The organism is Ramlibacter henchirensis, assembly GCF_004682015.1.
In the GTDB taxonomy this organism is placed as follows: domain Bacteria; phylum Pseudomonadota; class Gammaproteobacteria; order Burkholderiales; family Burkholderiaceae_C; genus Ramlibacter; species Ramlibacter henchirensis.
Genome location: NZ_SMLM01000001.1, coordinates 2,138,233 through 2,164,222 on the forward strand (window position 1 = coordinate 2,138,233; position 25,990 = coordinate 2,164,222).

Sequence of the window (25,990 nt, forward strand, 5' to 3'; positions counted from 1 at the left end):
CGGCCTCCCGCCGACCCCATGTCTGAAGCCCCCGTTCCCGATCGCACCGAACAGGACGCCGGCACTGCCCTCGACGACACCATACCCGGCACAAGCTACGGCATGGTGCGGCTGGTCGCGCTGGGCGGCTCGGCCGGGGCGATCGAGGCGCTGCAGGAGTTCTTCAGCGGCATCCCGTCCGACTGCCCGCTGGCCTTCGTGGTGGCCATCCACCTTGGCACCGAACACGACTCCCAGCTCGCGGAGCTGATCCAGCCGAGGACGTCCCTTCGCGTGATGCGACTCACGCAGCGCGAACCGCTGCGGCCGGGCACGGTGTATGTGATCCCGCCGCGCAAGCTGATCCGGGTCGAGGGTGACTGTCTGGTGGTGGAGGACCGCCTGCCGGAGCAGAAGCGCCTCGTGGCCGTCGACCTGCTGTTCCGCACGCTGGCGGATTCGCATGGGGCCCACAGTGCGGCGGTCGTGCTGTCCGGCGCGGACGGCGACGGCGCCATCGGCATCAAGCGGGTCAAGGAGCGCGGGGGCCTTACCGTCGCCCAGGACCCCGAGGAGTGCAGGCATCCGGGCATGCCCCGCACGGCCATCGCCACGGGAATGGTGGACTGGACCCTCCCCGTGGCCGAGATGCCCAGCCGGCTCATGGCGTACTTCCGCCTCGAGGAGCACCTGCGGCTGCCTGCCGAGGAAGCGCCGGAGGCGCCGCCGTCCGCCAGCCGCGACGCCGAGAACGAAGCGGCGCTGCGGGAAATCCTGGCCTTCCTGCGCACGCGCACCGGGCGCGACTTCAACGGCTACAAGCGGGCCACGGTCGTGCGGCGCATCGCGCGCCGCATGCAGATCAACGGCACCGACCACATGGCCGGCTACCTGAAGTTCCTGCGCACCCGGCCCGGCGAAGCGCCGGCGCTGCTGCAGGACCTGCTGATCAGCGTCACCAACTTCTTCCGCGACGCCGATTGCTTCGAGGCGCTCGAGCCGCACCTGGCCGAGATGCTGCGCGGCAGGCCGGCGAACGAGGCGGTGCGCATCTGGGTGCCGGGCTGCGCCACGGGCGAGGAGGCCTACTCCCTGGCGATCCTCCTGTGCGACAAGAGCCGCGAGATGGACGCTCCGCCGCAGATCCAGGTGTTCGCGAGCGACCTGGACGAGGACGCCATCCGCACCGCGCGGGAAGGCCTCTATCCCGCCGCCATCGAGGCAGACGTCTCGCCGGAACGGCTGCGCCGCTACTTCAGCAAGGAGCACCGGGGCTACCGCGTTCGCCGCGAAGTGCGCGAGATGGTGCTGTTCGCGCCGCACGACGTGCTGAAGGATTCGCCGTTCTCGAGGCTGGACCTGGTGTCCTGCCGCAACCTGCTGATCTACCTGGGCCGCCCCGCCCAGCAGCGGTTGTTCCAGACGTTCCACTTCGCGCTGCGGCCGCAGGGCCTGCTGTTCCTCGGCGCCTCGGAGAACTGCGAGGACGGGGGCAATTTGTTCACGGTGGTGGACAAGGGGAACCGCATCTTCATGCAGCGGCCGCTGCCGCGTCCGGCGCTGCTGCCGGTACCCACCGGGCCGAGCACGCTGGTGCAGGCGCTCCATGGCGGCATGGCGCAGCCCACCATCGGCGGGCGGGCCTTCGAGCCGCCGCCGGTCGGCGGCCGGCTCCCGAAGGCGGGCGAGGAGCGCGGGGCGTCGTGGGGCGCGCTGCACCTGCGCCTGCTGGAGACGCTGGCGCCGCCGTCCATCCTGGTGGACCGCGACCACGAGATCGTGCACCTGTCCGCCAATGCGGGCCGCTTCCTGCAATTCTCGGGCGGCGAGCCCAGCCGCAACCTCCTGCGCGCGATCCACCCCGCGCTGCGGATCGAATTGAGGGCGGCGCTGTACCAGGCCTCGCAGTCGCGGGAGGCGACCGAGGTGGTCGTGGACCGCGTGCCGCTGCCCGAAGGGGAATCGACCGTCACGGTACGCGTGTGGGCGGTGCAGGACATGGGCGCCGACCTGTTCCTCGTGCTGCTCGACCCGCGGGCCGGCGAAGCACCCGAGGCGCGCGCCGTGCAGCTGCAGCAGAAGGACCCGGTGGCGACCCACCTGGACCGGGAGCTGGAGCGGCTCAAGACGCAGTTGCGCGAGACGGTGGAGCAGTACGAGGCGTCGACGGAGGAACTCAAGGCCGGCAACGAGGAGCTGCAGGCCATGAACGAGGAACTGCGCTCGGCCACCGAGGAGCTGGAGACCAGCCGCGAGGAACTGCAGTCGCTCAACGAGGAGCTGACGACCGTCAACAACGAGCTCAAGGGCAAGGTCGACGAGCTGGCGGACGCCAACAGCGACCTGCACAACCTGATGGACGCCACGGACATCGCCACGGTGTTCCTCGACCGCGGGCTGTCCGTCATGCGCTACACGCCGGCGGCGGTGCACCTGTTCAACCTGATCCCGTCCGACCTGGGGCGGCCGCTGTCGGACCTCGCGACGCGCCTGGACTACCCGGAACTCGCGGACGATGCACAGCGCGTGCTGGACAGGCTGGTGCCGATCGAGCGCGAGGTGGCCTTGCCCGACGGCACCTGGTTCCTCGTCCGCATGGTGCCCTACCGCACGGTGGACGACCGCATCTCGGGGGTCGTGCTCTCCTTCATCGACATCACGCGCCGCCGGCAGGCCGAGGAGGTCCGCACCTGGTTGTCGGCCGTGGTCCACGCCTCCACCGACGGCATCGTCAGCTTCGCGCTGGACGGCACCATCCTGAGCTGGAACGCGGCGTGCGAGCGCATCTTCGGGTACACCGCGGCGGAGATGATCGGGCAGCCCCTGGACCTGCTCGCCCCGGGCCACGAGCAGTCGCAGCTGGACCAGATCAGCAAGCTGCGCGAAGGGGCGTCGGTCGAATACGAGACCGTGCGCCGGCGCAAGGACGGCCGCGAGATCCAGGTCTCGCTGTCGGTGTCGCCGATCCGCGATCCCGGCGGCTCGGTGATGGGCGGCACCAGCGTCGTGCGCGACATCACGGATGCGCGCCGCGCGCAGCAGGCGCTGCGCGAAAGCGAGGAGCAGCTGCGCCTGGTGGTCGAGAACGTCCGTGAGTACGCCATCTTCTCGCTCGACCTGGAGCGGCGCGTCGTCAGCTGGAACCGGGGCGCCGAAAGGCTGCTCGGGTACAGCGAGAAGGAGGTGGTCGGGCAGATCGGCGACATCATCTTCACCGAGGAAGACCGGCGCGCGCGCGCACCGGAAGCGGAAGCACGAACGGCCCTCGAGCACGGTCGCGCGTCCGACGACCGGGTCCACGTGCGCAAGGACGGCACGCCGTTCTGGGCCGAAGGCGTGGCGATGCTCATGCGCGACGAAAAAGGCCGCGCGATGGGATTCGTCAAGGTGCTGCGCGACCAGACCCAGGCGCGCGAGGCCAAGCAGGCCCTCGAGCGCAGCCAGGCCGAACTGCGGCAGTCGCTGGAGGAAACGCAGCTGGCGCGGCGCGCACTGGAAGCCGCCGACGCCGCCAAGGACCGCTTCCTGGCCGTGCTCTCGCACGAGCTGCGCAACCCGCTCGCCTCGATCGCCAGCGCGTCCGAGCTGCTGCTGATGCCCAAGCTGCCGGAGTCCGCCCGCGAGAAGGCGGCCGAGGTGGTGCAGCGCCAGGGCAAGGCGATGAAGGTGCTGCTGGACGAGCTGCTGGACGTCTCGCGGCTCACGCTTGGGCGGCTGAACCTTTCCAAGCGGCCGGTGTCGGTGGCGCTGGTCGTCCACCAGGCGCTCGAGGCGACGCGTCCCCTGGTTCAGGCTGCGGCGCACGAACTGGTGGTGAGCCTGCCTGCGCATTCGGTGGAGGTGGAAGGCGACCCGCTGCGGCTGTCGCAGGTCGTGTCCAACCTGGTCAGCAACGCGGCCAAGTACACGCCCGAAGGCGGCCGCATCGAGGTCTCGGCCGAAGTCTTCAGCGACGAAGTGGTGATCCAGGTCAGCGACAACGGCATCGGCATGGAGCCCTCGCAGATCGACCGCATGTTCGACCTGTTCTCGCAGGGCGAGAGCGTCACGGGCCACTCCAACAGCGGCCTGGGCATCGGCCTCGCGCTGGCCCGCAACATCGTCGAGATGCACGGCGGCTGGATCATGGCCAGTTCGGCGGGCCCGGGGCAGGGCAGCCAGCTGAGGGTGGGCCTGCCGCTGCTGCACGTCGGCGATGCGGAGGCTGCCGTGCAGGCCGAAGAGCCGCGCATGCAGCCGCCTTCGCCCGCTCCCGCCGCCGAAGGCGAGCTGATCCTGGTCGCCGACGACAACGGCGACGCGGCCTGGGGCCTGGCCAAGCTGCTGGAGCTGTCGGGCTTTCGCGCGGTGCTGGCGCGTTCCGGGGAAGAAGCGCTGCAGGTGGCCGACGAGCACCGCCCCGCCATCGCGCTGCTGGACATCGGCATGCCCGACATCAGCGGCCACGAGGTCGCGCGGCGGTTGCGCAAGCAGGACTGGGGCCGCGAGATGATCCTGATCGCGGCCACCGGCTGGGGCCAGGAAGCCGACATCCGCCACTCCATGGAAGCCGGCTTCGACGCCCACCTCACCAAGCCGCTGAACGTCGGGCGCATCCGCGGGCTGATCGAAGAGCTCAAGAGCAAGCGCAAGCCCTGACCGGGCAGGACCCGATGATGCAGGCCGGGCGTGGCGGCTAGCATGCGCGCATGACCTACCTGCTCGCGCTCGACCAGGGCACCTCCAGCTCCCGCAGCATCGTCTTCGACCGCCAGGGCGCCATCGTCTCGCTGGCGCAGCGCGAGCTGCCGCAGATCTACCCGCAGCCCGGCTGGGTGGAGCACGACCCGATGGAGATCTGGCGCGGCCAGCTGGCCACGGCGCAGGAGGCCCTGGCGAAGGCCGGCATCGGCGCGAAGGACGTGGCCGCGCTGGGCATCACCAACCAGCGCGAGACCGCCGTGGTCTGGCACCGCAAGACCGGCCAGCCGATCCACCACGCCATCGTCTGGCAGGACCGCCGCGGCGAGCCGTTGTGCGCGCAGCTGCGCGAGCAGGGCCATGCGCCGCTGATCCAGTCGCGCACGGGGCTGCTGATCGACTCCTATTTTTCGGGCACCAAGATCCGCTGGCTGCTGGACAACGTGCCGGGCGCGCGACAGCAGGCCGAGCGCGGCGAACTGGCCTTCGGCACCATCGACAGCTGGCTGCTGTGGCAGCTGACCGGCGGCGCGCTGCACGCCACCGACGTCAGCAACGCTTCGCGCACGATGCTGTTCGACGTGCACGGCAACGAATGGGACCAGGAACTGCTGCAACTCCTGCAGGTGCCCGCGTCGATGATGCCGAAGGTGCTGCCTTCGAGCGCCGGGTACGGCCGAACGGTTGAAACGCTGCTGGGCGCCCCGGTGCGCATCGGCGGCGTCGCCGGCGACCAGCAGAGCGCGCTGTTCGGGCAGGCGTGCTTCCGCGAGGGCATGGCCAAGAACACCTACGGCACCGGCTGCTTCCTGCTGATGCACACCGGCGGGCGTTTCCAGCAATCGGCCAACGGCCTGCTCACCACCAGCGCGGCGCAGACATCCCAGCAGCCGCAGTACGCGATGGAGGGCAGCGTCTTCGTCGGCGGCGCGGTCGTTCAGTGGCTGCGCGATGGCCTCAAGGCCATCGAGAGCAGCGCGCAGGTGCAGGCGCTGGCCGAGAGCGTGCCCGACGCGGGCGGCGTGATGCTGGTGCCGGCCTTCACCGGCCTGGGCGCGCCCTACTGGAAACCCGATGCGCGCGGCACGATCACGGGACTGACGCGCGGGTCGACCGTCGCCCACATCGCGCGCGCCGCGCTGGAGAGCATCGCGTACCAGAGCGCCGCGCTGCTGCAGGCCATGAGCCGCGATGCGACCGCGGCGGGATCGGCGCCCGTCGCCGAATTGCGCGTGGACGGCGGCGCCTGCGTCAACAACCTGCTGATGCAGTTCCAGGCCGACCTGCTGGGCATTCCCGTCGTGCGGCCGGCCATCACCGAGACCACCGCGCTGGGGGCGGCTTACCTGGCGGGGCTCTCCGGCGGCGTGTTCGCCGGGCCGCAGGAGCTGGAGAAGCTGTGGAAGGCCGAGCGCCGCTTCACGCCGACGCTGTCGCGCGACCGTGCCGGCGAACTGATGCAGCGCTGGGAGCACGCGGTGCGGCAGGCCACGCTGGCCTGAGCCTGCCCGCCAGAGATCGATCACTTCGCGCGAAAGGAGTCCCCATGAAGCTCGTCCCACTTGCCTTCACGATCATCGCCGCGGCCTTCGCCTGCGGCGCGTCCGCGCAGAACCTCAAGCCCGGCCTGTGGCAGGTGCAGCAGAAGGTCTCGGGCAATCCCGAGATGCAGCGCGAGGTGGAGGAGATGCGCAAGAAGATGGCGACGCTGCCGCCCGAGCAGCGCAAGCAGATGGAGGACATCATGGCGCGCCGCGGCGTCCAGATGGGGCCGTCGGGCCACAGCGTGCGGATGTGCCTGACGAAGGAAATGGTCGAACGCAACGAGATCCCGGCCACCCAGGGCGACTGCAAGATCACGCAGCAGCAGCGCACCGGGAACACGCTGAAGGCGGCGTTCACCTGCAGCAACCCGCCCTCCAGCGGCCAGACGGTCGTCACCTTCACCAGCCCCGAGGCCTACACCATGAAGACGACGGCCACCGGCGCGGTGGGCGGCAAGACGGAAAGCATGACGGTGGAGGGCACCGGCAAGTGGCTGGGCGCCGATTGCGGCGAGGTGCGGCCCGTTACGCCGCACGGCGCCGCGAAGTAGCCGGCGAGCTCTACCGCGCCGCGCTGTTTTTGCATTTCGGAACAGCGGCGTGTGGCCCGCGGGCTGCGCGGCTGTGGTGCACTGGCCGGATGAACGCGCGGCACCCTGGGATCTTCCCCACCTTCTTCCTCTCGGGCTTCGAATGCTCGACCTTCCGCTGGAAGGACGGGCGGCGCCGCGACCTGGTCGCGGAGACGCACCACCGCGAGAACGCGCTGCGCGACTACGAAGTGTTGCGGGACCTGGGCATCGCCGTGTCCCGCGAGGGCATCCCCTGGCCGATGGCGGACCAGGGCGGCGGCCGCTACGACTTCAGTTGCATCAAGCCGATGGTCGAAGCGATGCGGCAGACGCGAATCACGCCGGTCTGGGACCTGTGCCACTACGGCTACCCGGACGATGCGGATCCTTTCGCCGATGCGTTCAGCGATCGCTTTGCCGAGTACTGCCGCGCCGCCGCGCGGCACGTGCAAGGCGAACTGCCCGGCCCGTACTTCTTCACGCCGATCAACGAGATCACCTTCTTCGCCTTCTGCGGCGGCGAGTGGGGTTGGGTCGCGCCGTACGGAAAGGACCGTGCCACGCGCGAGCGGCTGAGGGTGGCCTTGTGCCGCGCGGCGATCGCAGGCGTCAAGGCGATCCGCGAGGTGATTCCGGACGCCCGCATGATCCACGTCGATCCGCTGGTCCAGGTGGTCGCGCCGGCCGACCGGCCCGACCAGAAGGAAGCGGCCGAACACGAAACCTTTGTCGACACCTACCTGGCCTGGGACATGCTGTGCGGCAAGGCGCATCCGGAGCTGGGCGGCACGCCGGAGATCCTGGACATCGTGGGTGCGAACAACTACTCGTTCGGGCAGATGGAGTACCGCGAGCAGGGGCCGCACCAGGCCTTGCCGCCGGACCATCCCGGCATCGTGCCCCTGTGCGAGTTGCTGCGCCGCGTGTGGGAGCGCTACCGCCGGCCGATGCTGATCGGCGAGACCAGCGGCATGGGCAAGGGCCGGCCCGACTGGTTGCGCGACGTGATGGAAGAGTCGATGGCCGCCGTCAACCAGGGCATGGACCTGCACGGCGTGTGCCTCTTCCCCGGCGTGGACATGCCCGACTGGCACACCGGCGAGTGGCTGCACAACGGCATCTGCGACCTGGTCGAGTGCGAGGACGGCCTGCGCCGCGTGCCGCATGGCCCTTACGTCGACGAACTGCGGCGCTGGCAGAAGGAATTGAACCGGGTGACCCGGCTGGACGAGGACCCTTTCAGCGACCCGGTGGACCTGCAGGACGTGATCGACGCGGCGCGGCGGCTCGCGCCGAAGCCGGACGCCAACTGGCACTGAGGTCAGCTGCCGCGCGGAAAGCTGGCGGTGAAGGTGGTGCCCTGTTCCTCGCTGGAGGTGACGGCCACGCGGCCGCCATGCGCCTTGGCGATCTCGCCCACGATGAAGAGGCCGAGTCCGACGCTTCGGGTCGCGCCGCTCGCCGCCGTTCCGCGCACCAGCGGCTCGAACAGGTGGGCCTGCAGCGAGGGCGGGATGGGCGCTCCGCGGTTGTGCACCGACAACTCGAAGGCCCGCGGCCCGATCACCGAACGCACGCGCACCGGCGCGTCCGCCTGGCCGTACGCCATGGCGTTGCCGACCAGGTTGCCCAGCAGCTGCGCGATGCGGTCGGGATCTGCCGCGCATTCGCCTTCGCCCTCGGCCTCATGGACCAGCTCGCGCCCGGGGAACGCCTGTCCCAGCTCGTCGAGGGCGTCGGCGATCGCCTGGTGCAGCGCGATCGGCGCGGGATGCACCGCGATGCCGCGGCCCAGGCGCGCCTGGGTGAAATCCAGCAGGTCCGCGATCAGCCGGTGCGAGCGCTCGGCGGCGCGGCTCACTCGGCCCAGCACGTTCAATTGGTGCGGCGACACGCCGCCCCTGGTGAGCAGCAGCACGCCCATCTGGATCGTCTGCAGCGGGTTGCGCAGGTCGTGGCTGACGATGCCGACCATCTGCTCGGCGATCTGGGCCCGCTCGCGGTCTTCGTCCTGGCGCTTCCGGCCCTCGGCCAGCAGCTGCTCCAGCCGGGAGCGCGCGGCCAGCAGCTCGCGTTCGTACTTGTCGCGGTCGCGGGCGACGAACAGCGCCAGCTCCGAATAGGCGCCCTGGGGCGTCTCGTGCCGCTGCGCGTTGAGCACCATCGGAATGGCGCTCCCGCTGCGCGGCACGATCTCCAGCTTGACCTCGGAGACCGAGCCTTGCATCTGCATCAGCGGCGCCAGGTGCGTCAGGTGGAAGATGCGCGCGCCGACGGTCAGCAGGTCCTGCAGCTTGCGGCCCAGGAGCTCCTCGCGCTCGTACCCGACCCAGCGGCAGAACGTGAGGTTCACGCGCAGGATGGTCCCCTGCGCGTCGGTGCGCAGCAGCCCGCAGGGCGCCTCGTCCAGCGCCCGCTGGAGTTCCGCCGGCAGCGCCGCCCCGCCAGGCACGTCAGAGGCCTTCGGCTGCCAGGAAGGCGTCGATGGCAGCCGTGCTCGCACCGGGCGCGCTCAGGTGCGGGCAGTGGCCGAAGTTGTCGATCAGCACCAGCCGGCTGTTGGGCAGCATGCGGTGCATGTAGTCGCCCACCGCGCGCGGCGCGATGATGTCCTCGCTGCACTGCATGATGAGGGTGGGGGACTTCAGCTTCGGCAGGTCGGCCCGGTTGTCCGACAGGAAGGTGACGCGGGCGAAGTGCTTGGCGATGTCGGGGTCGGTGCGGCAGAAGCTGTTGACCAGCTCCTCGCTCAGTTCGGGCTGCTCGGGGGCGCCCATGATGGCCGGCGCCATGTTGCTGGACCAGCCCAGGTAATTGCTCTCCAGCGTCTCGAGCAGACCCTCGATGTCCTGGCGCTCGAAGCCGCCGTGGTAGTCGCCGTCGTTGATGTAGCAGGGCGAAGGCCCCACCATCACCTGGGCGGCGAAGCGCTCCGGCGCCTTGAGGTTGGCCAGCAGGCCGATCATCGCGCTGACCGAGTGGCCGACGAAGATGACCGGGCCCTGCGCGAACTCCTCGACGATCTCGACCACGTCGTCGGCGTATCCGTGCAGGCTGTCGTACTTGGCGCGGTCGTAGGCGGAGAGCTGGGAGCCGCCGCTGCCGACCAGGTCGAACATCACCGTACGGTAGCGAGAGGCGTAGGCCGGCGCGATCCTGCGCCACATGTTCTGGTCACAGCCGAAGCCGTGGGCGAAGACCATCGTGAGCGGACCGGAGCCGGCCACGTGGACGTTGTTGCGCTTCTGTGTGCTCATCAGGCCCTGACGCGTGAGTGGAGATCGATTCTTCCACAGGGCGCCACAGGCGGCTCTCAGGGGCGCGGTCGTGCGCCGAAGATGGCGGTGCCCACCCGCACCATCGTGCTGCCGGCGGCGATGGCCGCTTCCAGGTCCGCGCTCATCCCCATCGACAGCGTGTCCAGCTCGAGGCCCGCTTCGCGCAGCCGCCGGAACAGGTCGGCGGCCTGGTCGTGCACTGCCTTCTGCGCTTCGTAGTCCGGCGCGGGTTCGGGGATCGTCATCAGGCCGCGCAGCCGCAGGCCGGGCAGCCGTGCCACTTCGCGGGCCAGGTCCGCGGCTTCGTCCGGGAGGACGCCGGACTTGCTTGTGCCGCCGTCGATATTGACCTGGATGCACACCTGCAGCGGTGGCTTCCCCTGCGGCCGCTGCTCGGAGAGCCGTTGCGCGATCTTGAGCCGGTCGACCGTGTGCGCCCAGTCGAAGTGCTGCGCGACCAGCCGCGTCTTGTTGCTCTGGATCGGGCCGATGCAGTGCCACTCCAGCGGCAGGTCTGACAGCAGCGCCATCTTCTCCACCGCCTCCTGGATGTAGTTCTCGCCGAAGGCGCGCTGGCCCGCTTCGTGCGCCTGGCGGACCGCCTCGGGACCGAAGGTTTTCGAGACGGCCATCAGCGTGACTTCTTCCGCCGGGCGTTGCGCGCGGGCACAGGCGGTCGCGATCCGCTCACGGACGGTATGGAGGTTGTGACCGATGCTGGTCATAATCGGCCGGCGAGGATTCGTATCAAAACGTCAAGAGGGGCTCGTGGATATTACCCAGCTGCTGGCTTTCAGCGTGAAGAACAAGGCGTCGGACCTGCACCTGTCGGCCGGGCTGCCGCCGATGATCCGCGTGCACGGCGACGTGCGGCGCATCAACGTGGAGCCGATGGACCACAAGCAGGTCCACGCCATGGTGTACGACATCATGAACGACACGCAGCGCAAGCAGTACGAGGAGTTCCTGGAGTGCGACTTCTCGTTCGAGATCGAAGGGCTCGCGCGGTTCCGCGTCAACGCGTTCAACCAGAACCGCGGCGCGGCGGCCGTGTTCCGGACGATTCCCTCCAAGATCCTCAGCCTCGAGCAGCTCAACGCGCCCAAGATCTTCCAGGACCTGGCGCTCAAGCCGCGCGGCATGGTGCTGGTGACCGGCCCGACCGGCTCGGGCAAGTCCACCACGCTGGCGGCCATGATCAACCACCTCAATGAGACCGAGTACGGCCACATCCTGACGGTGGAAGACCCGATCGAATTCGTGCACGAGTCCAAGAAGTGCCTGGTCAACCAGCGCGAGGTGGGGCCGATGACGCTGTCTTTCGCGGCCGCGCTGAAGTCCGCGCTGCGCGAGGACCCGGACTGCATCCTGGTGGGCGAAATGCGTGACCTGGAAACCATCCGCCTGGCCATGACGGCGGCGGAAACGGGCCACCTGGTGTTCGGCACGCTGCACACCTCCAGCGCCGCCAAGACCATCGACCGGATCATCGACGTGTTCCCGGCCGAGGAGAAGGAGATGGTCCGCGCGATGCTGTCCGAATCGCTGCAGGCGGTGATCTCGCAAACGCTTTGCAAGACCAAGGACGGCGGCGGCCGCGTGGCGGCGCACGAGATCATGATCGGCACCTCGGCCATCCGGAACCTGATCCGCGAAGCCAAGGTGGCGCAGATGTATTCCGCCATCCAGACCGGCAACAACTTCGGCATGCAGACGCTGGACCAGAACCTCATCGATCTGGTCAAGCGCAACGTGATCAGCCCGGCCGAGGCGCGATCCAAAGCGAAGATCCCCGAGAACTTCCCCGGGTAAGGGGCGAGCGACAAAGGAGCGAGCACACATGGAACGCGACCAGGCCAGCAAATTCATCAACGACCTGCTCAAGCTGATGGTCAGCCGCAATGGCAGCGACTTGTTCATCACCGGCGACTTCCCGCCCGCGATCAAGGTCGACGGCAAGGTCACCAAGGTGTCGCCGCAGCCCCTGACCGGCCAGCACACGCTGGCGCTGGCGCGCTCGATCATGAACGACAAGCAGGCGTCGGAGTTCGAGCGCACCAAGGAGTGCAACTTCGCGATCTCGCCGCCGGGCATCGGCCGCTTCCGCGTCAACGCCTTCGTGCAGCAGGGCAAGGTGGGGATGGTGCTGCGGGTGATCCCGCAGATCCTGCCGACCATCGACAAGCTGGGCGTGCCGCAGGTGCTCAAGGAAGTGGTGATGGCCAAGCGCGGCCTGGTGATCCTGGTGGGCGCCACCGGCTCGGGCAAGTCGACCACGCTGGCCGCGATGATCGACTGGCGCAACGAGAACAGCTACGGGCACATCATCACCATCGAAGACCCGGTGGAATTCGTGCATCCGCACAAGAACTGCGTGATCACGCAGCGCGAGGTGGGGCTGGACACCGACAACTGGGAAGCGGCGCTGAAGAACACGCTGCGCCAGGCGCCCGACGTGATCCTGATGGGCGAGATCCGCGACCGCGAGACGATGGAGCACGCCATCGCCTTCGCCGAAACCGGCCACCTGTGCATGGCCACGCTGCACGCCAACAGCGCCAACCAGGCGCTGGACCGCGTGATCAACTTCTTCCCCGAGGAGCGCCGCGCCCAGCTGCTGATGGACCTGTCGCTCAACCTCAAGGGCATGATCTCGCAGCGGCTGATTCCCAAGCAGGACGGCAAGGGCCGTTCCGCGGCGGTGGAGATCATGCTCAACACCCCGCTGATCAGCGACCTGATCTTCAAGGGCGAGGTGACCGAGATCAAGGAGATCATGAAGAAGAGCCGCAACCTGGGCATGCAGACGTTCGACCAGGCGCTGTACGACCTGTACGAGAACAACGTCATCACCTACGAAGACGCGCTGCGCAACGCCGACTCGGTGAACGACCTGCGCCTGCAGATCAAGCTCAATTCGCAGCGGGCGAAATCGCAGGACCTGTCGTCGGGCACGGAGCACCTGGCGATCGTCTGAAGCGACGGCCCGGACTGCCGCAAAGCCGGGCTCGCCCGGCTTTTTCTTTTCCGGCCCCCGCTTTTGCCAGAAACGCAGCCGCTGTGCCGGCGGACGGGTTTCTCCGATCGCGGCACAGTGGACGGCCCACGAACCTGCCAGGAGAAAGCCATGCCCCTCGTCCGCATCGACCTTCCCGCTTCCGCCTCCGCCACCGAAGCCGCCGCCGCATCGCGCGCCGTGCACCAGGCGCTCGTCGAGGTGTTCAGCGTGCCGCAGGACGACATGTTCCAGGTGGTCGCGCGCCGCCCGCCTGGCGAGATCGTGTGCACGCCGACATTCCTCGGCGTCGACCATTCCGACAAGGTCGCCTTCGTCCAGATCGTCTGCTCGCCGGGCCGCACGGTCGGGCTGAAGGAGGCGCTTTACGCCCGGATCGCGGAGGACGTCGCCGCCGGCGCCGGCCTGCGGCGCGAGGACGTGATCATCAACCTGCTCGAGACGGCGCGCGAGAACTGGTCGTTCGGCAACGGGCTGGCGCAGTACGCGCTGATCGACCGGCAGCCGCCCACCACGCGGGGCGGCTCCTAGAATCCGACGTTCCATTCCTTCGAGGACGACGAATGCCGAGCACCAATCCGAAGACGTACGAACCCACCGCGCCGCGCAAGGTGGCCTTCCTGGGCCTGGGCGTGATGGGCTTCCCGATGGCGGGCCACCTCGCGCTGGCGGGGCACGACGTGACGGTCTACAACCGCAGCGCCGCCAAGGCGCAGGCCTGGACCGGCGAGTTCAAGGGGCGTTCGGCGCCGACACCGCGCGAAGCCGCGTCGGGTTGCGACATCGTGTTCTGCTGCGTGGGCAATGACGACGACCTGCGCACCGTGGTGCTGGGCGAGCAGGGCGCTTTCGCGGGCATGAAGCCCGGCACCATCTTCGTCGACCACACCACGGCCTCGGCCAACGTCGCGCGAGAGCTGTCGGAGGTGGCCAAGGGCAAGGGGCTGCAGTTCGTCGACGCGCCGGTGTCCGGCGGCCAGGCGGGCGCGCAGAACGGGATGCTGACCGTGATGTGCGGCGGCGACGCGAAGGCGTTCGAGACCGCGCGGCCCGTCGCGATGGCCTTCTCTCGCGCCTTCACGCTGCTGGGCCCGAGCGGCGCCGGCCAGCTGGCCAAGATGGTCAACCAGATCTGCATCGCGGGCCTGGTGCAGGGCCTGTCCGAAGGCATCGCTTTCGGCATGCGCGCCGGCCTGGACATGGAGCAGGTGCTCGAGGTGATCGGCAAGGGCGCCGCCCAGAGCTGGCAGATGGACAACCGCGGCAAGACCATGATCGCCGGCAAGTTCGACTTCGGCTTCGCGGTGGACTGGATGCGCAAGGACCTGGGCCTGGTGCTCGACGAGGCCAAGCGCAACGGCGCGCGCCTGCCGGTGACGGCGCTGGTGGACCAGTTCTATGCGGACGTGCAGGAGATGGGCGGGAAGCGGTGGGATACGTCGTCGCTGATCAAACGGATCAGGTGAACGGATGAAAGACAAGGGGCCGCTAAGCGGCCCCTTCTCCGTTGTGGCGTGCTCGCTTACGGGCTCTCGCTCATCGATCCAGCCGAATGATCAGCACGCGATGGTTCATCGTGTCGCTGACGAACAGCCGTTGTCCATCGAGATACACGCCACGCGGCGCCTTGAATACTGCTTCGGTAGGGGTCGGGTCCTCCGCCCCGTCTCGATTCCCGTCGTTCGGTGCACCATGTCCGGAATCGGCCTGCCCGATCACGCGATCGGGCGGGGTGCCTGAGGACGTGGGGATCGTGTTCCAGATCAGCACTCGATGGTTTCCCGTATCACCGACGGCGAGTCGTACGCCGTCCGAATGAACGGCCCTGGGAGTGTTGAAGGTGGACGCGCCAGGGGCTGCATCCTTGATTCCGTCGCCTCCCGCATCGTTCGGCGCGCTGCCTGAGAAGCTGATCTGTCCCAGTACGACGTCGGCAGGCTTGAAGCGTTCGGCGCTATCGGCCGGCATCCGATTCCAGATGAGGACACGGTGATTGAGGCTATCGGCCACGATCAGTTTCTCGCCGTCGCTCCAGAGCGCGTCCGGCTCGTTGAGGGTTTCCGCGCCGGGTCCGGCAGCGCCCGCGTTCGCGGCACAGCTGGTGAAATCGGGTTGACCCACGACCGCGTCGGCGGGCTGCAGGTCCGCTTGCGGCACATTGTTCCAAATCAGGACGCGGTGATGTTCCAGGTCGGCGAGCACCAGTTTCCCGTTGGGTGTCAGGACGGCAGACCGAGGCGCACTGAGCCCAACGCGGCTGCATCCCAAGCTGTCTTGGGCAGTTGGACTGGACTGCCCAACGACGAACGTTGCGGGCTGTGCGTTCGACGAGGGCACTTCCGAGTAGATCAAGACGCGGTTCGCAAAGCGATCAGCGACAGCCATCTTGCCCTTGGCGATCGAGACGGAGTAGGGTGAGTTGAAATCAGTCTTGGAGACGGTCCCGCTTGTCGGGGCAAACAGATTCAATTTGCCGATCACGAAGTCCGCGGGCGCATTGTTCTGTTCAGGCACTTTGCGGTAGCCGAGGACGCGACCATTCAACGTATCCGGAACAAACAATGTCCCGCTTTCCGAAAGCGTGACGTTCCCAATCGGGTTGTCCAGCGTGTTGTCCGCAACGGCGCCTCCCTGGTTGCTCTGATTGGCCTGGAATGAAGCTTGGCCTAGGACGGTGACGGCCGGGATGGTGGGCGCTTCCCCACCTCCACCACCACCGCAGGCTGCAATACCCGCCAACGTGCAAGAGATCGTGATGGCTCGCAGTTGCAAGTGTCTGGTCATGAACATGTGCTCCTCGGTTCCATGAAGGCGTCGAGGTTTTCACATGCTTCTCCTCTGGTCGAGCCACTTAGGTCATTGGTTCCGTCCGTGCACGTCGTGCTGGAACTGAAACGATGAGGGCCGCGAAAGCGGCCCCTTGTCCTTGGCGTGGCGCGCTGACGCTCAGCGCTGCGGCACGATCTGCCGGAGTTCTTCCTCCGTGATGATCTCGAACACGCGTACCACGCGCTGCACGCCGCCGACGCTGCGCGCGACCTGCGTCGCACGGTCGGCCTCGCGCTGCGTGACGCGGCCCATCAGGTAGGTGGTGCCGCGTTCGGTGACCACGCGGAAGGCGTTGGCGGACAGTTCCTTGTCGTCGACGAAGGCCGCTTTCACCTTGCCGGTGGTCAGCGTGTCCGCCGAGCGCTGCGCGAGCGAGGAGATGCCCATCACGGCCAGTTCGTTGACGATGCCCTTGACGTTCTCCACGCGCGAGACGATCTGCTCGACGAGCTGCTTGTCCTGCTCGCGCGGCACCTCGCCGGTCAGCAGCACCTGGCGGTTGTAGCTGTTCACGTTGATGTGGCCGGCCACGTTTTCGCGCAGGCGCGCCGCGGCGCGCAGCTCGATGCCCTCGTCTTCCAGTTGTGCGCCGGAGGTGCGCCGGTCGACCGCCACCATCGTGCCGACCGCGGCGCCGCCGAGCACCAGCGGCGCGCAGGCGGACAGCGTCGCGGCCAGCGTGGCGGCCGCAATGGAAACGAGGGCAAAGCGATGCGAGGCAAACGTCATGTAGTGGGTTCCTGTTCTCCGAGCAATTGGGCATCCACGCCGTCGCAGATGCAGTGCAGGGCGAGGATGTGGACTTCCTGGATGCGGGCGGTGCGCTCGTGCGGCACGCAGATGTGCACGTCGGTCTCCCGCAGCATCGCGCCGATCTTGCCGCCGCCGCGTCCGGTGAGGGCGACCACCGACATCTCGCGCTCGTGCGCCGCCTCGATGGCGGCCATCACGTTGGCGGAATTGCCGCTGGTCGACAGCGCCAGCAGCACGTCGCCGGCCTGCCCGAGCGCGCGCACCTGCTTGGAGAACACGCGCTGGTAGTCGTAGTCGTTGGCGATGGCGGTGAGGATGGAGCTGTCGGTCGTCAGCGCGATGGCGCCCAGCTCGGGCCTTTCGCGCTCGAAGCGGCCGACGAACTCCGCCGAGAAATGCTGCGCGTCCGCGGCCGAGCCGCCGTTGCCGCAGGCCAGCACCTTGCCGCCGCTGGTGACGCAGGCCAGCACCGCCTGGACGGCGGCGGCGATGGGCTTGCTCAGCGTCTGCGCCGCCTGGTATTTCAGGTCGGCGCTGTCGATGAAGTGCTGCTGAATCCGTTGTTCGAGCATGGGCGGGGATGATAGCGCGCGCCCCTTTCCGTTCCGGTGGCGCGGCTTTGTGTCGATCCGTTCAGCCGGCCTCGAATGCCGCGCGCAGCCAGTGGACCTGGTCCGGCTCCACCGCGACGACATCGAAGCGGCAGGGCGGCGGTGCTGCCAGTCGCAGCAGGAAGTGCCGCGCCGCGAAGATGATGCGGCGTTGCTTGATGAAGCCGACGCTCGCTGCCGCGCCGCCGAAGTCGCTGCGCGAACGCCGCCGCACCTCGACGAACACCAGCGTCGCGCCGTCGCGCATCACCAGGTCGATCTCGCCGCCGCCGCGGCCCGGCGTCCGATAATTGCGGGCGACCAGCCGCAGCCCGGCTTCCAGCAGGTGCCGCAACGCGCGATCCTCGGCCGCGTCGCCCGCCGCCTTGTTGCCGGACGTCGGCGCCGGCGTGTTCCTGGTCCAACCGCGTGGAGTTCCCATTGCCTGCCAGCGCCTCCTCATTCGCCGCCGCGCTGAACGCCGCCCGCGACGCCGCCGGTGCGCAGGATTATCCGAAGGGTGCGCTGTATGTCGTTGCCACGCCCATCGGCAACCTGGCGGATATCAGCCTGCGCGCCCTGCATGTGCTGGAGCTGGCGGACCGCATCGCGTGCGAGGACACGCGTCACACGCAGGCGCTGCTACGCGCGTACTGCATCGATCGCGCGGGCGACCGGCTGCTGGCGCTGCACCAGCACAACGAGTCCGAAGCCGCCGCGCGGGTGATCGGCTGGCTGGGCGCGGGTGAGCGTGTTGCTTATGCGAGCGATGCGGGCACGCCGGCCGTCAGCGACCCCGGTGCGCGGCTTGTCGCTGCGGTCCGCGAAGCGGGGCATCGGGTCGTGCCGTTGCCGGGCGCGAGCAGCATCACCACGCTTCTGAGCGCCGCGGGCAGCACGCGCGAGGGCGGGTTCGTCTTTGCCGGGTTCCTTCCGGTGAAGGCGGGCGAGCGCGAGGCCGCCGTCGCGCAGCTCGCGGCCGAGCCTCGCGCGGTGGTCCTGCTCGAAGCGCCGCATCGCATCGAGGCCCTGGCTCGATCGCTCGCTGCGTTGGGCGATCGGGTGATGACGGTGGGCCGCGAGCTCACCAAGCAGTTCGAGGAGATCGCCACCCTGCCTTGTTCGGCGCTGGGCGGCTGGCTGGCGGCGGACGCGCAGCGCTCGCGCGGCGAGTTCGCCCTGGTCCTGCACGGGGTTGCCGAAGCTGCGCACCAGGACGATGGCGAGCGCGTATTGCGCCTGCTGCTGCCGGAGCTGCCGGTGAAGACCGCGGTGAAGCTGGCCGCGGAGATCACCGGCGCGCCGCGCAACGCACTGTATGAAGCTGCGCTCCGGCTGAAAAACGAGAGCGCCGGCGATTAGGTTAAGTCGCCGCTGCTCCGCTCATTGCTTGCGGAATACCATGACCCGGTTGAAGGCACCGTCGGAGACGAGCAGCGAATCGGCGGTCATCAGCACGCGGTTCGGAGCGCCGAAGTTGCGTTCCGTCGGCATATCGGCGATGCCGTCGAGGTTGGTGTCGGTGATGACGACCTGGTCGAAACCGGGCTGCCCCAGCACCACGTCTGCCGAAGCGGAATTCGCGCTCGGGAAGGTGTTCCAGATCAAAGCGCGATGGTTGCCCACGTCGGCCACGGCCAGGCTGGTGCCATCGGAGTGGACGCCTGACGGGTGGTGCAAGGTCCGGGCCGTCGGAGTGGCCCCGCCGGCGCGGTCCCCATCGTTCTGTCGCGTGTTCGAGAAGTCGGAATGCCCGAGGACGATGTTTGCCGGCTGGAAGCTGTCGCTGGGGAACGAGGTCCAGATCAGCACACGGTTGTTCAGCGCGTCGGACACGACGAGCCGGCGGCCATCGCTCCACACATCTCTCGGTGACATCAGGGTCCTGGCCGTCGCGATGGGCATCCCGAGGGAAGTGTCCGGCGTTCCGTCCTGCAGGTCGTCGTTGGGGACGCAGTGGGCCTTGGTGGCCTGGCCCAGCACCAGGTCCGGGTCGGGCGCCGGCATGGTCTCGGGGACTTGCTTCCAGACCAGGACCCGATGGTTGTTGGTATCCACGACGATCAACTGTCCGAGCGGCGTGATGATCACGCCGTTGGGCCCGTCCATGCCGTTGGCTGCACAGGCCGGCGCGGAATCATCGAAACCGGTCTGGCCCAGCACGACCTTGGCGGCCGGCATGGTGCCCTCGAGTGGCATCTGGTCGAAGATCAGCACGCGGTTCGAACCCCAGTCCGCGACAGCGATCTTTCCGTGGCCGACGGCAACGCCGGCGGGCCTGTCCAGGCGCTTGTCGGAAACGAATGGCAGCCCGGCCTGCAGGCTCGACTGGCCCAGGGCGGCCTTCGCACTTGCACCGGAGACTTCGGGCAGCGCATCGAAGAGCAGCACGCGGTGGTTGCCGGAATCGGATACGAGCAGCTGGCCCTGCGGCGCCAGGATCATCGCCCCGGGCGTGGACAGGCCGTGAGGGCTCGTGGATCCGCCCTGGTTCGGCTCACCGCTCGTGGCATCGGGCTGTCCGATCACCACGCTGGCGGCCTGGAAGTTGGTGAAGTGGCGCGCGACGGGCGGGGGCGAGCTGCTCCCGCCGCCACAAGCGAGCAGGAGCAGAGCAGACGCGAGTGCAACGCAGGCGCGAATCGCGGGAAAAGTCATGGCTGAAGCTGCGAAGGCCATCGTCATCACCTCGGAAACACCAGCACCCGGTGGTGGTCCCGGTCGGACACGATCAGCGCGTCGGGCGTGAGCAGGACGCCGGCAGGCGCGAACAGATTGCGGGAGGTCGGAGCATCGGGATCGCCGTCTCCGTCTTCGTCGACCGTGACCCTCCGGTCGAACGTTTCATGACCGATCACCACGTCGGCGGCCTGGAAGCTGGCCGGAGGGAAGGTGTTCCAGATCAGGACACGGTTGTTGCTGACATCGCCGACCGCAAGGCTGTTTCCGTCCGAGTGGAGGCCCGTAGGACCCCACAGCGTGCGGGCGGTCGGTTTCTCAAGTTGTCCCTGACCGTCGTGTTCGCTGTTGGGCGTCGTGTTCGTGAAGGTGGAGTGGCCCAGCACCACTTCAGCCGCCTGGAAGTTGTCTCTCGGGAACGTGCGCCAGATCAGCACCCGCGAGTTGAGGGTGTCCGACACCGCGAGTTGCTGTCCATTGCTCCAGACGCCAAGAGGGAAAAAGAGTGTCCTCTCGTTGGGGCTGCTTCTCCCTGCGTTCGGTTCGCAGCTGCGGTCGTTCTCCTGGCCCAGCACCAAGCTCGGGGCCGGAGCAGTCCCCGGCTCCGGAATGGAGTCCCAGATCAACACTCGGCTGTTGAACGTGTCGGCGATGATCAATTTGCCATCCGGCGTGATCACGACGGATTCGGGTTGGTTCAACCCGAACGGTGCGCAGTCCGGTGTCGACGAAGTGAAACCCTGCTGGCCGATGACGACGTTCGGGATGGGTGCGAAGCCTTCCTCGGGAATTTGGGGGTAGATGAGGACGCGATTGGATTTCCTGTCGGCGACGGCCAGCTTCCCGTCTCCGACCGACAGCCCCCGCGGGTTGTTCAAACGCGTCTGGGTCACGGCGAAGCCGTCACTTTCCATGTTGGGCTGGCCGAGAACCAGCTTCGCGTCTGATCCGGAGATGTGGGGCGGGGTGAAGAGAAGGACACGGTTGTTGCCGTTGTCGGCGATGAGCAGATCGCCGCTTGGAGTGAGAGCGAGGGCTCTTGGATTGGCCAGCCCGCCCGCACTCACGCGCAGTCCTCGGTTGCGCTCCGCGCTTTCGAAATTCGGCTGTCCGAGCACCACGGCCGCGGTCGCGAAAGTCTCTGGCCCGCGAACGACGGGGGGCAGCGGTGGCGGCTGCGGCGGATCGATGGGCGTTCCGCCACCGCCTCCCCCGCCGCCGCAGGCGGTGATGAGAAACGACAACGCAAGCGCGCTGCAGGCAGGCGTGGCAAGAGGGTTGGGCTTTCGCAGGTTCATGGCGCGGGTGTGATGGGATGAAGCCGACACTGGCGCGCCGATACTTCCCGCCCCCTTCGAGCCCGCGAAGGACCTACGTCATCGCGGAATCCGTGTCACGCACTCCCCGTGCGCGAGCCAGCGCCACGGCCTAGATCGCCAACGGATCCACATCCACCGCCCAGCGGATCAGCCCCTTCACCCGCTGCGCCTGCAGCACCGGCTGCCATCCGGCCAGGAACCGCTGCAGCGCCGGGCGCGACATGCTCTCCACCACCATCTGCGCGCGCTCCACGTTCGCCACGCGCTGGACCGCCATCGGCACCGGCGGAAAGACCGTCACCTGCGGAGCCTCGGGTAAGTCCTGCGCTGCGTCACCTGCGGTACGCAGGAAACCTTGGGCGACCTCCTGCGTCCGCGCCTCCGCCCGCACCAGCGCCTGATACGAGAACGGCGGCATGGCCGCGGCTTCGCGCTCTTCGAGCTGCTGCCGGGCGAACGCGGGGTAGTCGTGCTTGCGCAGGGCGCCGAAGAGCGGGTGGTCCGGCGCCCAGGTCTGCACCCACATCTGGCTGTGCCCGGCCCGGCTTGCATCACGGCCCGCGCGGCCGGCCGCCTGCATCAGCAGCGAGAACAAACGTTCGGGCGCGCGGAAGTCGCTGGAGAACAGCGCCGAATCGGCATTGAGCGCGGCCACCAGCGTGATGCGGCGGAAGTCGTGGCCCTTGGTGACCATTTGCGTGCCCACCAGCACGTCGACCGCGCCCGAGTGCACCTCGGTCAGCTGCGCCTCGAGCGAACCCTTGGCCCGGGTCGTGTCGGCGTCCATGCGCGCGACGCGCGCCGCCTGGCCATCAGGACGCATGGTGCCCGCGAACAGCTCGGCCAGGTGTTCTTCCAGCCGCTCCGTGCCGCGGCCGAGCGGCGCGATGTCCAGGTTGCCGCACTGCGGGCAGGCGCGCGGCACGCGTTCGGTGAAGCCGCAGTGGTGGCAGCGCAGCGTGCGGTCGATCTTGTGGAACACGCGGAAGGCGCTGCAGTGCGGGCACTCGCTCTTCCAGTCGCACGCGTTGCAGGCGAGCACCGGCGCGTAGCCGCGACGGTTCAGGAACAGCAGCGACTGTTCGCCGCGCGCGATGCGCTCCTGGATGGCGGCCAGCAGCTGCGGCGACACCACCGTGCCCTTGGGCTGCTGGTTCATGTCGACCAGCCGCACCTCCGGCAGGCGGCCCTGGCCGACGCGCGAAGGCATGGCGAGCCGCTGATATCGCCCCTTCTCGCTGGCCTGCCAGCTTTCCAGCGACGGCGTGGCCGATCCCAGCACCACCTTGGCACCTTCGAGCTTGCCGCGGTACAGCGCCAGGTCGCGCGCCGAATAGCGGGCGCCTTCCTGCTGCTTGTAGCTGGGGTCGTGTTCCTCGTCGACGATCACCAGCGCCAGCCCGGGCAAGGAGGCGAACACCGCCATGCGCGTGCCCAGCACGATCCGCGCGGCCCCCGTGTGGGCGGCGAGCCAGGCCTTCAGCCGCTGCGGGTTCGTCATCCCGCTGTGCAGCGACACGACCGCGCCCTCGCCGAACCGCTCCACGAAACGGGCCTGGAGCTGCGGCGTGAGGTTGATCTCCGGAACCATCACCAGCGCCTGCGCCGCCGGGTCGGCCGCCAGAACGTCGGCCACCGCGCGCAGGTAGACCTCGGTCTTGCCGCTGCCCGTCGCGCCGAACAGCAGGAAAGGCCCTGGCTGGGTGCGCACTTGCGACAAGGCCGCCGACTGTTCCTCGGTCAACATCGGCGGATCGTCCACGCTGCCGGTCGCAGCCGTGGCCGAAGTGCGTCGCAGCCGCCGCTGCCACTGCTCGGGGCTGAGCTCACGCAATTGTGGCGGAACCGCCGCCAGCGCCACCTCGCCGACGCTGCGCTGGTAGTAAGCGGCCGCGAAAGCGACCAGCCGTCGCCAGCCCTCTGCGAGCGGCGGCAGGCCATCCAGCGGCCCGCCGATCGCTTTCTCGCCCGCAACCGGTGCGCCGTCGCCGAAAGCTTCGCCCCAGACGATGCCCAGCACGTCGCGCTTCCCGAGCGGTACGCGAACCAAGGTTCCCGGCGGAAGCGCGAGCTCACTTCCGTAGGTCAGCGGACCCGCGATCGAGCTGTGGGCGGGCGTCGGCACCACCACCGCCACGCGATGCGGCCACGCGCTCATCGTTGCGTCCGACTCCTCAGCCCAGCTTGCGAAAAGTTACCCAAGTGACTGATTTCCCAGCGTTTTGACACTGTCCAGAGCTTTTGTGGATAACTTTGTTGATAGACCGCCCCCGGCGAGCGCCGAGCCCCGAAAAATCAAGCGATTGGCTGGGCTGCCTCGAAAACAAGCATTCGCGCAATGCAAGGAAAATCAAGCACTTAGCGTCGCTATCGGTTTCGTAGCAAAGTAGGCGTGCTAACACCCGATCCGTTGCCCCGCCACACAGTTTTTGTGCATAAGTCAAGCCGCGGGGCCGTTCCAGCGCGGCCGTCCACTAGGGTATCTCCCGATGCTTACGCTCACGCCACAACCGGCCGGCGCGAGAGCCGGTGGACCGAGTCGACCAGCGCGTGGACGTGCTCGGGCGGGGTGTGCTGGCTGATGCCGTGGCCCAGGTTGAAGACGTGGGTGGGGCCGGCGCCCGGCCCGGTGTGCGGCGCGCCGAAGCTTTCCAGCGTCGCCCGCACCTGCTCCTCGATGCGCTGCGGCGGCGCGAACAGCACGTTGGGGTCGAGGTTGCCCTGCAACGCCTTGCGGTCGCCGACCAGCGCCCGGGCGCGCCCCAGGTTCACCGTCCAGTCCACCCCCAGCACTTCGCAATCCAGTGCGGCCATCTCCTCCAGCCACAGGCCGCCGCCTTTCGTGAAGACGATGCGCGGCACCGGTTGCCCGTCGAACTCGCGGTGCAGTTGTGACAGGACCCGGGCCGTGTAGGCCAGGCTGAATGCCTGGAAGGCCCCGTCGGCCAGCACGCCGCCCCAGCTGTCGAACACCATGACCGCCTGCGCGCCGGCCTCGATCTGCGCATTCAGGTACGCGGCCACCGCATCGGCGTTGACCTGCAGCATCCGGTGCATCAGGTCCGGCCGCGCGTAGAGCATGGACTTCACCAGCCGGTAGTCGTCCGAGCCCTGTCCCTCGACCATGTAGCAGGCCAGCGTCCACGGGCTGCCGGAAAAGCCGATCAGCGGCACGCGGCCGTCGAGCGCGCGGCGGATCGATGTGACCGCGTCGAAGACGTACCGCAGGCGCTGCATGTCCGGCACCGCGAGCCGGCGCACGGCGTCCTCGTCGCGCACCGGCGACGCGAACCGCGGGCCCTCGCCGGTCGCGAACGACAGGCCCAGGCCCATCGCGTCCGGCACGGTCAGGATGTCCGAGAACAGGATGGCCGCGTCGAGCGCATACCGGTCCAGCGGCTGCAGCGTGACCTCGGTGGCGAACTGCGGGTTGGTGGCCAGCCCCATGAAGCTGCCGGCGCGCTCCCGGCTGGCGCGGTATTCCGGAAGGTAGCGGCCGGCCTGCCGCATCAACCACACCGGCGTGTACGGCGTGGCCAGGCGGCGGCAGGCGCGCAGGAAGACGTCGTTCTTCAGGAGGGGGAAGGCCATCGGGCGATTGTCGCAGGGCGGCTCCTATCATCCCGCCCATGGACGCGCGCTTCGAACAGGCCAAGGCCTTCTTCCTCCACGGCCTGGACCACTACCGCGCGGGCCGCTTCGAAGCCGCCGACCGCGAGTTCAGCGCCGCGCTGTCGCTGGTGCCCGGACGTCCTTCCACGCTCACCAACCTCGGGGCCACACGACTGAAACTCGGGAAGGTGGAGGAAGCCGCGGCGCTGCTGCAGGAGGCCTTGAAGCAGGAGCCCGACAACGCCGAAGCCCTGGGCCACCTGGCCGCAGCGCTCGCGGAGATGGGCCGTCGCGACGAGGCGCTGGCCGCCGTCACGCGTGCCGTTGCGCTGTCGCCCGACAACGCCGCGGCCTGGGGCTTGCGCGGCACGCTGGCCCGCGAGCTCGGTCGGCGCGAGGAGGCGGCCGAAGCGTTCCGCGAAGCGATGGCGCACGGCGCCGACCGGCAGCTGATGTCCTACTACCTCGCCGGCGTGGCGCAGGAAAGCGCGCCGCCGGCGCCGCCGCGGCAGTACGTCGAGCAGCTGTTCGACTCGTACGCCCAGGATTTCGAGCAGCACCTGGCCGGCACCCTGCAGTACCGCGGGCCCGAGATCCTGGTGGAGGGGCTTGCGCAGCCGCGCTTCCGGGCCGCGCTCGACCTCGGTTGCGGCACCGGCCTCGTCGCGCCCTTGCTGCGGCCGCGCTGCGAGCGGCTCGACGGCATCGACTTGTCGGCCGCCATGGTCGAGCGGGCGCGCGCGAGCGGCCTTTACGACAACGTCGTGCAGGGCGACATCGCGGAGTTCCTCGCGGCCACTGGCAAGCGCTACGACTTGCTCATCGCGGGCGATGTGTTCGTTTATGTGGGCGCCCTCGAAAGCGTGTTCGACGGCGCGGCGCGCGTGCTCGATGCGGGCGGGGCTTTCTGTTTCTCGCTGGAGGCAGCCGATGAGCAGGAGACGTTCGCGCTGCGCATGAGCCTGCGCTATGCGCACTCGGAGCGTTACATACGGATGCTCGCGGCCCAACGCGGTTTCGACCTCGAATCCACGGTTCGGCATCCTCTGAGGATCGACCAGGGAAGGCCCGTGGCGGGCCTGTTCGCCTGGCTTCGCAAGCCCGGCGCCCCGTCCTGACGCCTTTCGGCCACGGCCGGG

Annotated in this window: 21 protein-coding genes; 10 read left to right on the forward strand and 11 right to left on the reverse strand. The window is 68.6% G+C overall.

Going from position 1 to position 25,990, the window contains the following annotated elements; all coding sequences use genetic code 11:
* Positions 1 to 18: 18 nt before the first annotated feature.
* The 4 genes from EZ313_RS10610 to EZ313_RS10625 all read left to right on the forward strand — a co-directional run bounded on the left by EZ313_RS10610 (position 19) and on the right by EZ313_RS10625 (position 8,094).
* The gene (locus EZ313_RS10610) at positions 19 to 4,617 is read left to right on the forward strand and encodes a PAS domain S-box protein (RefSeq protein ID WP_135263121.1); all 4,599 of its coding nucleotides are present in this window, start codon (positions 19 to 21) and stop codon (positions 4,615 to 4,617) included.
* A gap of 50 nt (positions 4,618 to 4,667) precedes the next feature.
* Positions 4,668 to 6,161, forward strand: coding sequence for a glycerol kinase GlpK (gene glpK, locus EZ313_RS10615; protein ID WP_135263122.1), 1,494 nt, complete (start codon positions 4,668 to 4,670; stop codon positions 6,159 to 6,161).
* 44 nt (positions 6,162 to 6,205) lie between these two features.
* Complete coding sequence (locus tag EZ313_RS10620) at positions 6,206 to 6,754, forward strand: DUF3617 domain-containing protein (RefSeq protein ID WP_135263123.1); 549 nt, start codon at positions 6,206 to 6,208, stop codon at positions 6,752 to 6,754.
* Positions 6,755 to 6,843: 89 nt separating this feature from the next.
* A complete protein-coding gene (locus tag EZ313_RS10625; RefSeq protein WP_135263124.1) occupies positions 6,844 to 8,094 on the forward strand; it encodes a glycoside hydrolase family 1 protein in 1,251 nt (416 codons plus the stop codon).
* A 2-nt stretch (positions 8,095 to 8,096) separates the two neighbouring features.
* Here the strand turns inward: EZ313_RS10625 and EZ313_RS10630 are convergent, their stop codons facing one another.
* From EZ313_RS10630 to EZ313_RS10640, 3 genes are read right to left on the reverse strand one after another with little or no spacing between them, the layout of a single operon-like run.
* On the reverse strand, positions 8,097 to 9,227 hold the full coding sequence (locus EZ313_RS10630) for a PAS domain-containing sensor histidine kinase (RefSeq protein WP_240788584.1): 1,131 nt from the start codon (positions 9,225 to 9,227) through the stop codon (positions 8,097 to 8,099).
* A 1-nt stretch (position 9,228) separates the two neighbouring features.
* Positions 9,229 to 10,032, reverse strand: a complete 804-nt coding sequence (locus EZ313_RS10635) for an alpha/beta fold hydrolase (RefSeq protein WP_135263125.1) — start codon at positions 10,030 to 10,032, stop codon at positions 9,229 to 9,231.
* A gap of 56 nt (positions 10,033 to 10,088) precedes the next feature.
* Positions 10,089 to 10,778: a YggS family pyridoxal phosphate-dependent enzyme gene (locus tag EZ313_RS10640; RefSeq protein WP_135263126.1), complete on the reverse strand. Its 690-nt coding sequence runs from the start codon at positions 10,776 to 10,778 to the stop codon at positions 10,089 to 10,091.
* Between the two features lie 43 nt (positions 10,779 to 10,821).
* Between EZ313_RS10640 and EZ313_RS10645 the strand changes: the two genes are divergently transcribed.
* The 4 genes from EZ313_RS10645 to EZ313_RS10660 all read left to right on the forward strand — a co-directional run bounded on the left by EZ313_RS10645 (position 10,822) and on the right by EZ313_RS10660 (position 14,535).
* Positions 10,822 to 11,865 (forward strand): type IV pilus twitching motility protein PilT, encoded by a 1,044-nt coding sequence (locus EZ313_RS10645; RefSeq protein ID WP_135263127.1) that lies wholly within the window; start codon positions 10,822 to 10,824, stop codon positions 11,863 to 11,865.
* A gap of 28 nt (positions 11,866 to 11,893) precedes the next feature.
* On the forward strand, positions 11,894 to 13,030 hold the full coding sequence (locus EZ313_RS10650; protein ID WP_135263128.1) for a PilT/PilU family type 4a pilus ATPase: 1,137 nt from the start codon (positions 11,894 to 11,896) through the stop codon (positions 13,028 to 13,030).
* A gap of 150 nt (positions 13,031 to 13,180) precedes the next feature.
* Positions 13,181 to 13,600: a tautomerase family protein gene (locus EZ313_RS10655; RefSeq protein WP_135263129.1), complete on the forward strand. Its 420-nt coding sequence runs from the start codon at positions 13,181 to 13,183 to the stop codon at positions 13,598 to 13,600.
* 32 nt (positions 13,601 to 13,632) lie between these two features.
* Positions 13,633 to 14,535, forward strand: a complete 903-nt coding sequence (locus tag EZ313_RS10660; protein WP_135263130.1) for an NAD(P)-dependent oxidoreductase — start codon at positions 13,633 to 13,635, stop codon at positions 14,533 to 14,535.
* 70 nt (positions 14,536 to 14,605) lie between these two features.
* Here EZ313_RS10660 and EZ313_RS10665 read toward each other — a convergent pair whose 3' ends face one another.
* The 4 genes from EZ313_RS10665 to EZ313_RS10680 all read right to left on the reverse strand — a co-directional run bounded on the left by EZ313_RS10665 (position 14,606) and on the right by EZ313_RS10680 (position 17,683).
* A complete protein-coding gene (locus tag EZ313_RS10665) occupies positions 14,606 to 15,859 on the reverse strand; it encodes an NHL repeat-containing protein (protein WP_135263131.1) in 1,254 nt (417 codons plus the stop codon).
* A gap of 156 nt (positions 15,860 to 16,015) precedes the next feature.
* Positions 16,016 to 16,627 carry a BON domain-containing protein gene (locus tag EZ313_RS10670; protein ID WP_135263132.1) on the reverse strand — a complete coding sequence of 204 codons (612 nt, stop codon included), beginning with the start codon at positions 16,625 to 16,627 and terminating at the stop codon, positions 16,016 to 16,018.
* A complete protein-coding gene (locus EZ313_RS10675; RefSeq protein ID WP_135263133.1) occupies positions 16,624 to 17,223 on the reverse strand; it encodes a phosphoheptose isomerase in 600 nt (199 codons plus the stop codon). The genes EZ313_RS10670 and EZ313_RS10675 overlap by 4 nt, the downstream gene beginning before the upstream one ends.
* Positions 17,224 to 17,284: 61 nt before the next feature.
* On the reverse strand, positions 17,285 to 17,683 hold the full coding sequence (locus EZ313_RS10680) for a YraN family protein (protein WP_135263134.1): 399 nt from the start codon (positions 17,681 to 17,683) through the stop codon (positions 17,285 to 17,287).
* Here EZ313_RS10680 and rsmI point away from each other — a divergent pair.
* A complete protein-coding gene (rsmI, locus tag EZ313_RS10685; protein ID WP_135263135.1) occupies positions 17,683 to 18,603 on the forward strand; it encodes a 16S rRNA (cytidine(1402)-2'-O)-methyltransferase in 921 nt (306 codons plus the stop codon). The two genes, EZ313_RS10680 and rsmI, sit on opposite strands and share 1 nt — an antisense overlap.
* 21 nt (positions 18,604 to 18,624) lie before the next feature.
* On the opposite strand, the gene EZ313_RS10690 is transcribed toward rsmI, so the two are convergent.
* The 4 genes from EZ313_RS10690 to hemE all read right to left on the reverse strand — a co-directional run bounded on the left by EZ313_RS10690 (position 18,625) and on the right by hemE (position 24,830).
* Positions 18,625 to 19,899 carry an NHL repeat-containing protein gene (locus EZ313_RS10690; RefSeq protein WP_167772559.1) on the reverse strand — a complete coding sequence of 425 codons (1,275 nt, stop codon included), beginning with the start codon at positions 19,897 to 19,899 and terminating at the stop codon, positions 18,625 to 18,627.
* Between the two features lie 26 nt (positions 19,900 to 19,925).
* Positions 19,926 to 21,218: an NHL repeat-containing protein gene (locus tag EZ313_RS10695; protein WP_135263137.1), complete on the reverse strand. Its 1,293-nt coding sequence runs from the start codon at positions 21,216 to 21,218 to the stop codon at positions 19,926 to 19,928.
* Between the two features lie 130 nt (positions 21,219 to 21,348).
* A complete protein-coding gene (locus EZ313_RS10700; RefSeq protein WP_135263138.1) occupies positions 21,349 to 23,397 on the reverse strand; it encodes a primosomal protein N' in 2,049 nt (682 codons plus the stop codon).
* Between the two features lie 341 nt (positions 23,398 to 23,738).
* Positions 23,739 to 24,830, reverse strand: a complete 1,092-nt coding sequence (gene hemE, locus EZ313_RS10705) for a uroporphyrinogen decarboxylase (RefSeq protein WP_135263139.1) — start codon at positions 24,828 to 24,830, stop codon at positions 23,739 to 23,741.
* A gap of 38 nt (positions 24,831 to 24,868) precedes the next feature.
* Here hemE and EZ313_RS10710 point away from each other — a divergent pair, with 38 nt between their 5' ends.
* Positions 24,869 to 25,969, forward strand: a complete 1,101-nt coding sequence (locus tag EZ313_RS10710) for a class I SAM-dependent DNA methyltransferase (protein WP_135263140.1) — start codon at positions 24,869 to 24,871, stop codon at positions 25,967 to 25,969.
* Positions 25,970 to 25,990: the final 21 nt, after the last annotated feature.

Bases quoted from the DNA above. Each gene is read 5' to 3' on its own strand.
- EZ313_RS10670 (WP_135263132.1), bottom strand. From the start codon at position 16,627: ATGACGTTTGCCTCGCATCGCTTTGCCCTCGTTTCCATTGCGGCCGCC.
- EZ313_RS10640 (WP_135263126.1), bottom strand. From the start codon at position 10,778: ATGACCAGCATCGGTCACAACCTCCATACCGTCCGTGAGCGGATCGCG.
- EZ313_RS10660 (WP_135263130.1), top strand. From the start codon at position 13,633: ATGCCGAGCACCAATCCGAAGACGTACGAACCCACCGCGCCGCGCAAG.
- EZ313_RS10610 (WP_135263121.1), top strand. From the start codon at position 19: ATGTCTGAAGCCCCCGTTCCCGATCGCACCGAACAGGACGCCGGCACT.
- glpK (WP_135263122.1), top strand. From the start codon at position 4,668: ATGACCTACCTGCTCGCGCTCGACCAGGGCACCTCCAGCTCCCGCAGC.
- EZ313_RS10690 (WP_167772559.1), bottom strand. From the start codon at position 19,899: ATGACTTTTCCCGCGATTCGCGCCTGCGTTGCACTCGCGTCTGCTCTG.
- EZ313_RS10655 (WP_135263129.1), top strand. From the start codon at position 13,181: ATGCCCCTCGTCCGCATCGACCTTCCCGCTTCCGCCTCCGCCACCGAA.
- EZ313_RS10695 (WP_135263137.1), bottom strand. From the start codon at position 21,218: ATGAACCTGCGAAAGCCCAACCCTCTTGCCACGCCTGCCTGCAGCGCG.
- EZ313_RS10625 (WP_135263124.1), top strand. From the start codon at position 6,844: ATGAACGCGCGGCACCCTGGGATCTTCCCCACCTTCTTCCTCTCGGGC.
- EZ313_RS10675 (WP_135263133.1), bottom strand. From the start codon at position 17,223: ATGCTCGAACAACGGATTCAGCAGCACTTCATCGACAGCGCCGACCTG.
- EZ313_RS10620 (WP_135263123.1), top strand. From the start codon at position 6,206: ATGAAGCTCGTCCCACTTGCCTTCACGATCATCGCCGCGGCCTTCGCC.
- EZ313_RS10700 (WP_135263138.1), bottom strand. From the start codon at position 23,397: ATGAGCGCGTGGCCGCATCGCGTGGCGGTGGTGGTGCCGACGCCCGCC.
- EZ313_RS10680 (WP_135263134.1), bottom strand. From the start codon at position 17,683: ATGGGAACTCCACGCGGTTGGACCAGGAACACGCCGGCGCCGACGTCC.
- EZ313_RS10650 (WP_135263128.1), top strand. From the start codon at position 11,894: ATGGAACGCGACCAGGCCAGCAAATTCATCAACGACCTGCTCAAGCTG.
- EZ313_RS10635 (WP_135263125.1), bottom strand. From the start codon at position 10,032: ATGAGCACACAGAAGCGCAACAACGTCCACGTGGCCGGCTCCGGTCCG.
- hemE (WP_135263139.1), bottom strand. From the start codon at position 24,830: ATGGCCTTCCCCCTCCTGAAGAACGACGTCTTCCTGCGCGCCTGCCGC.
- EZ313_RS10665 (WP_135263131.1), bottom strand. From the start codon at position 15,859: ATGTTCATGACCAGACACTTGCAACTGCGAGCCATCACGATCTCTTGC.
- EZ313_RS10710 (WP_135263140.1), top strand. From the start codon at position 24,869: ATGGACGCGCGCTTCGAACAGGCCAAGGCCTTCTTCCTCCACGGCCTG.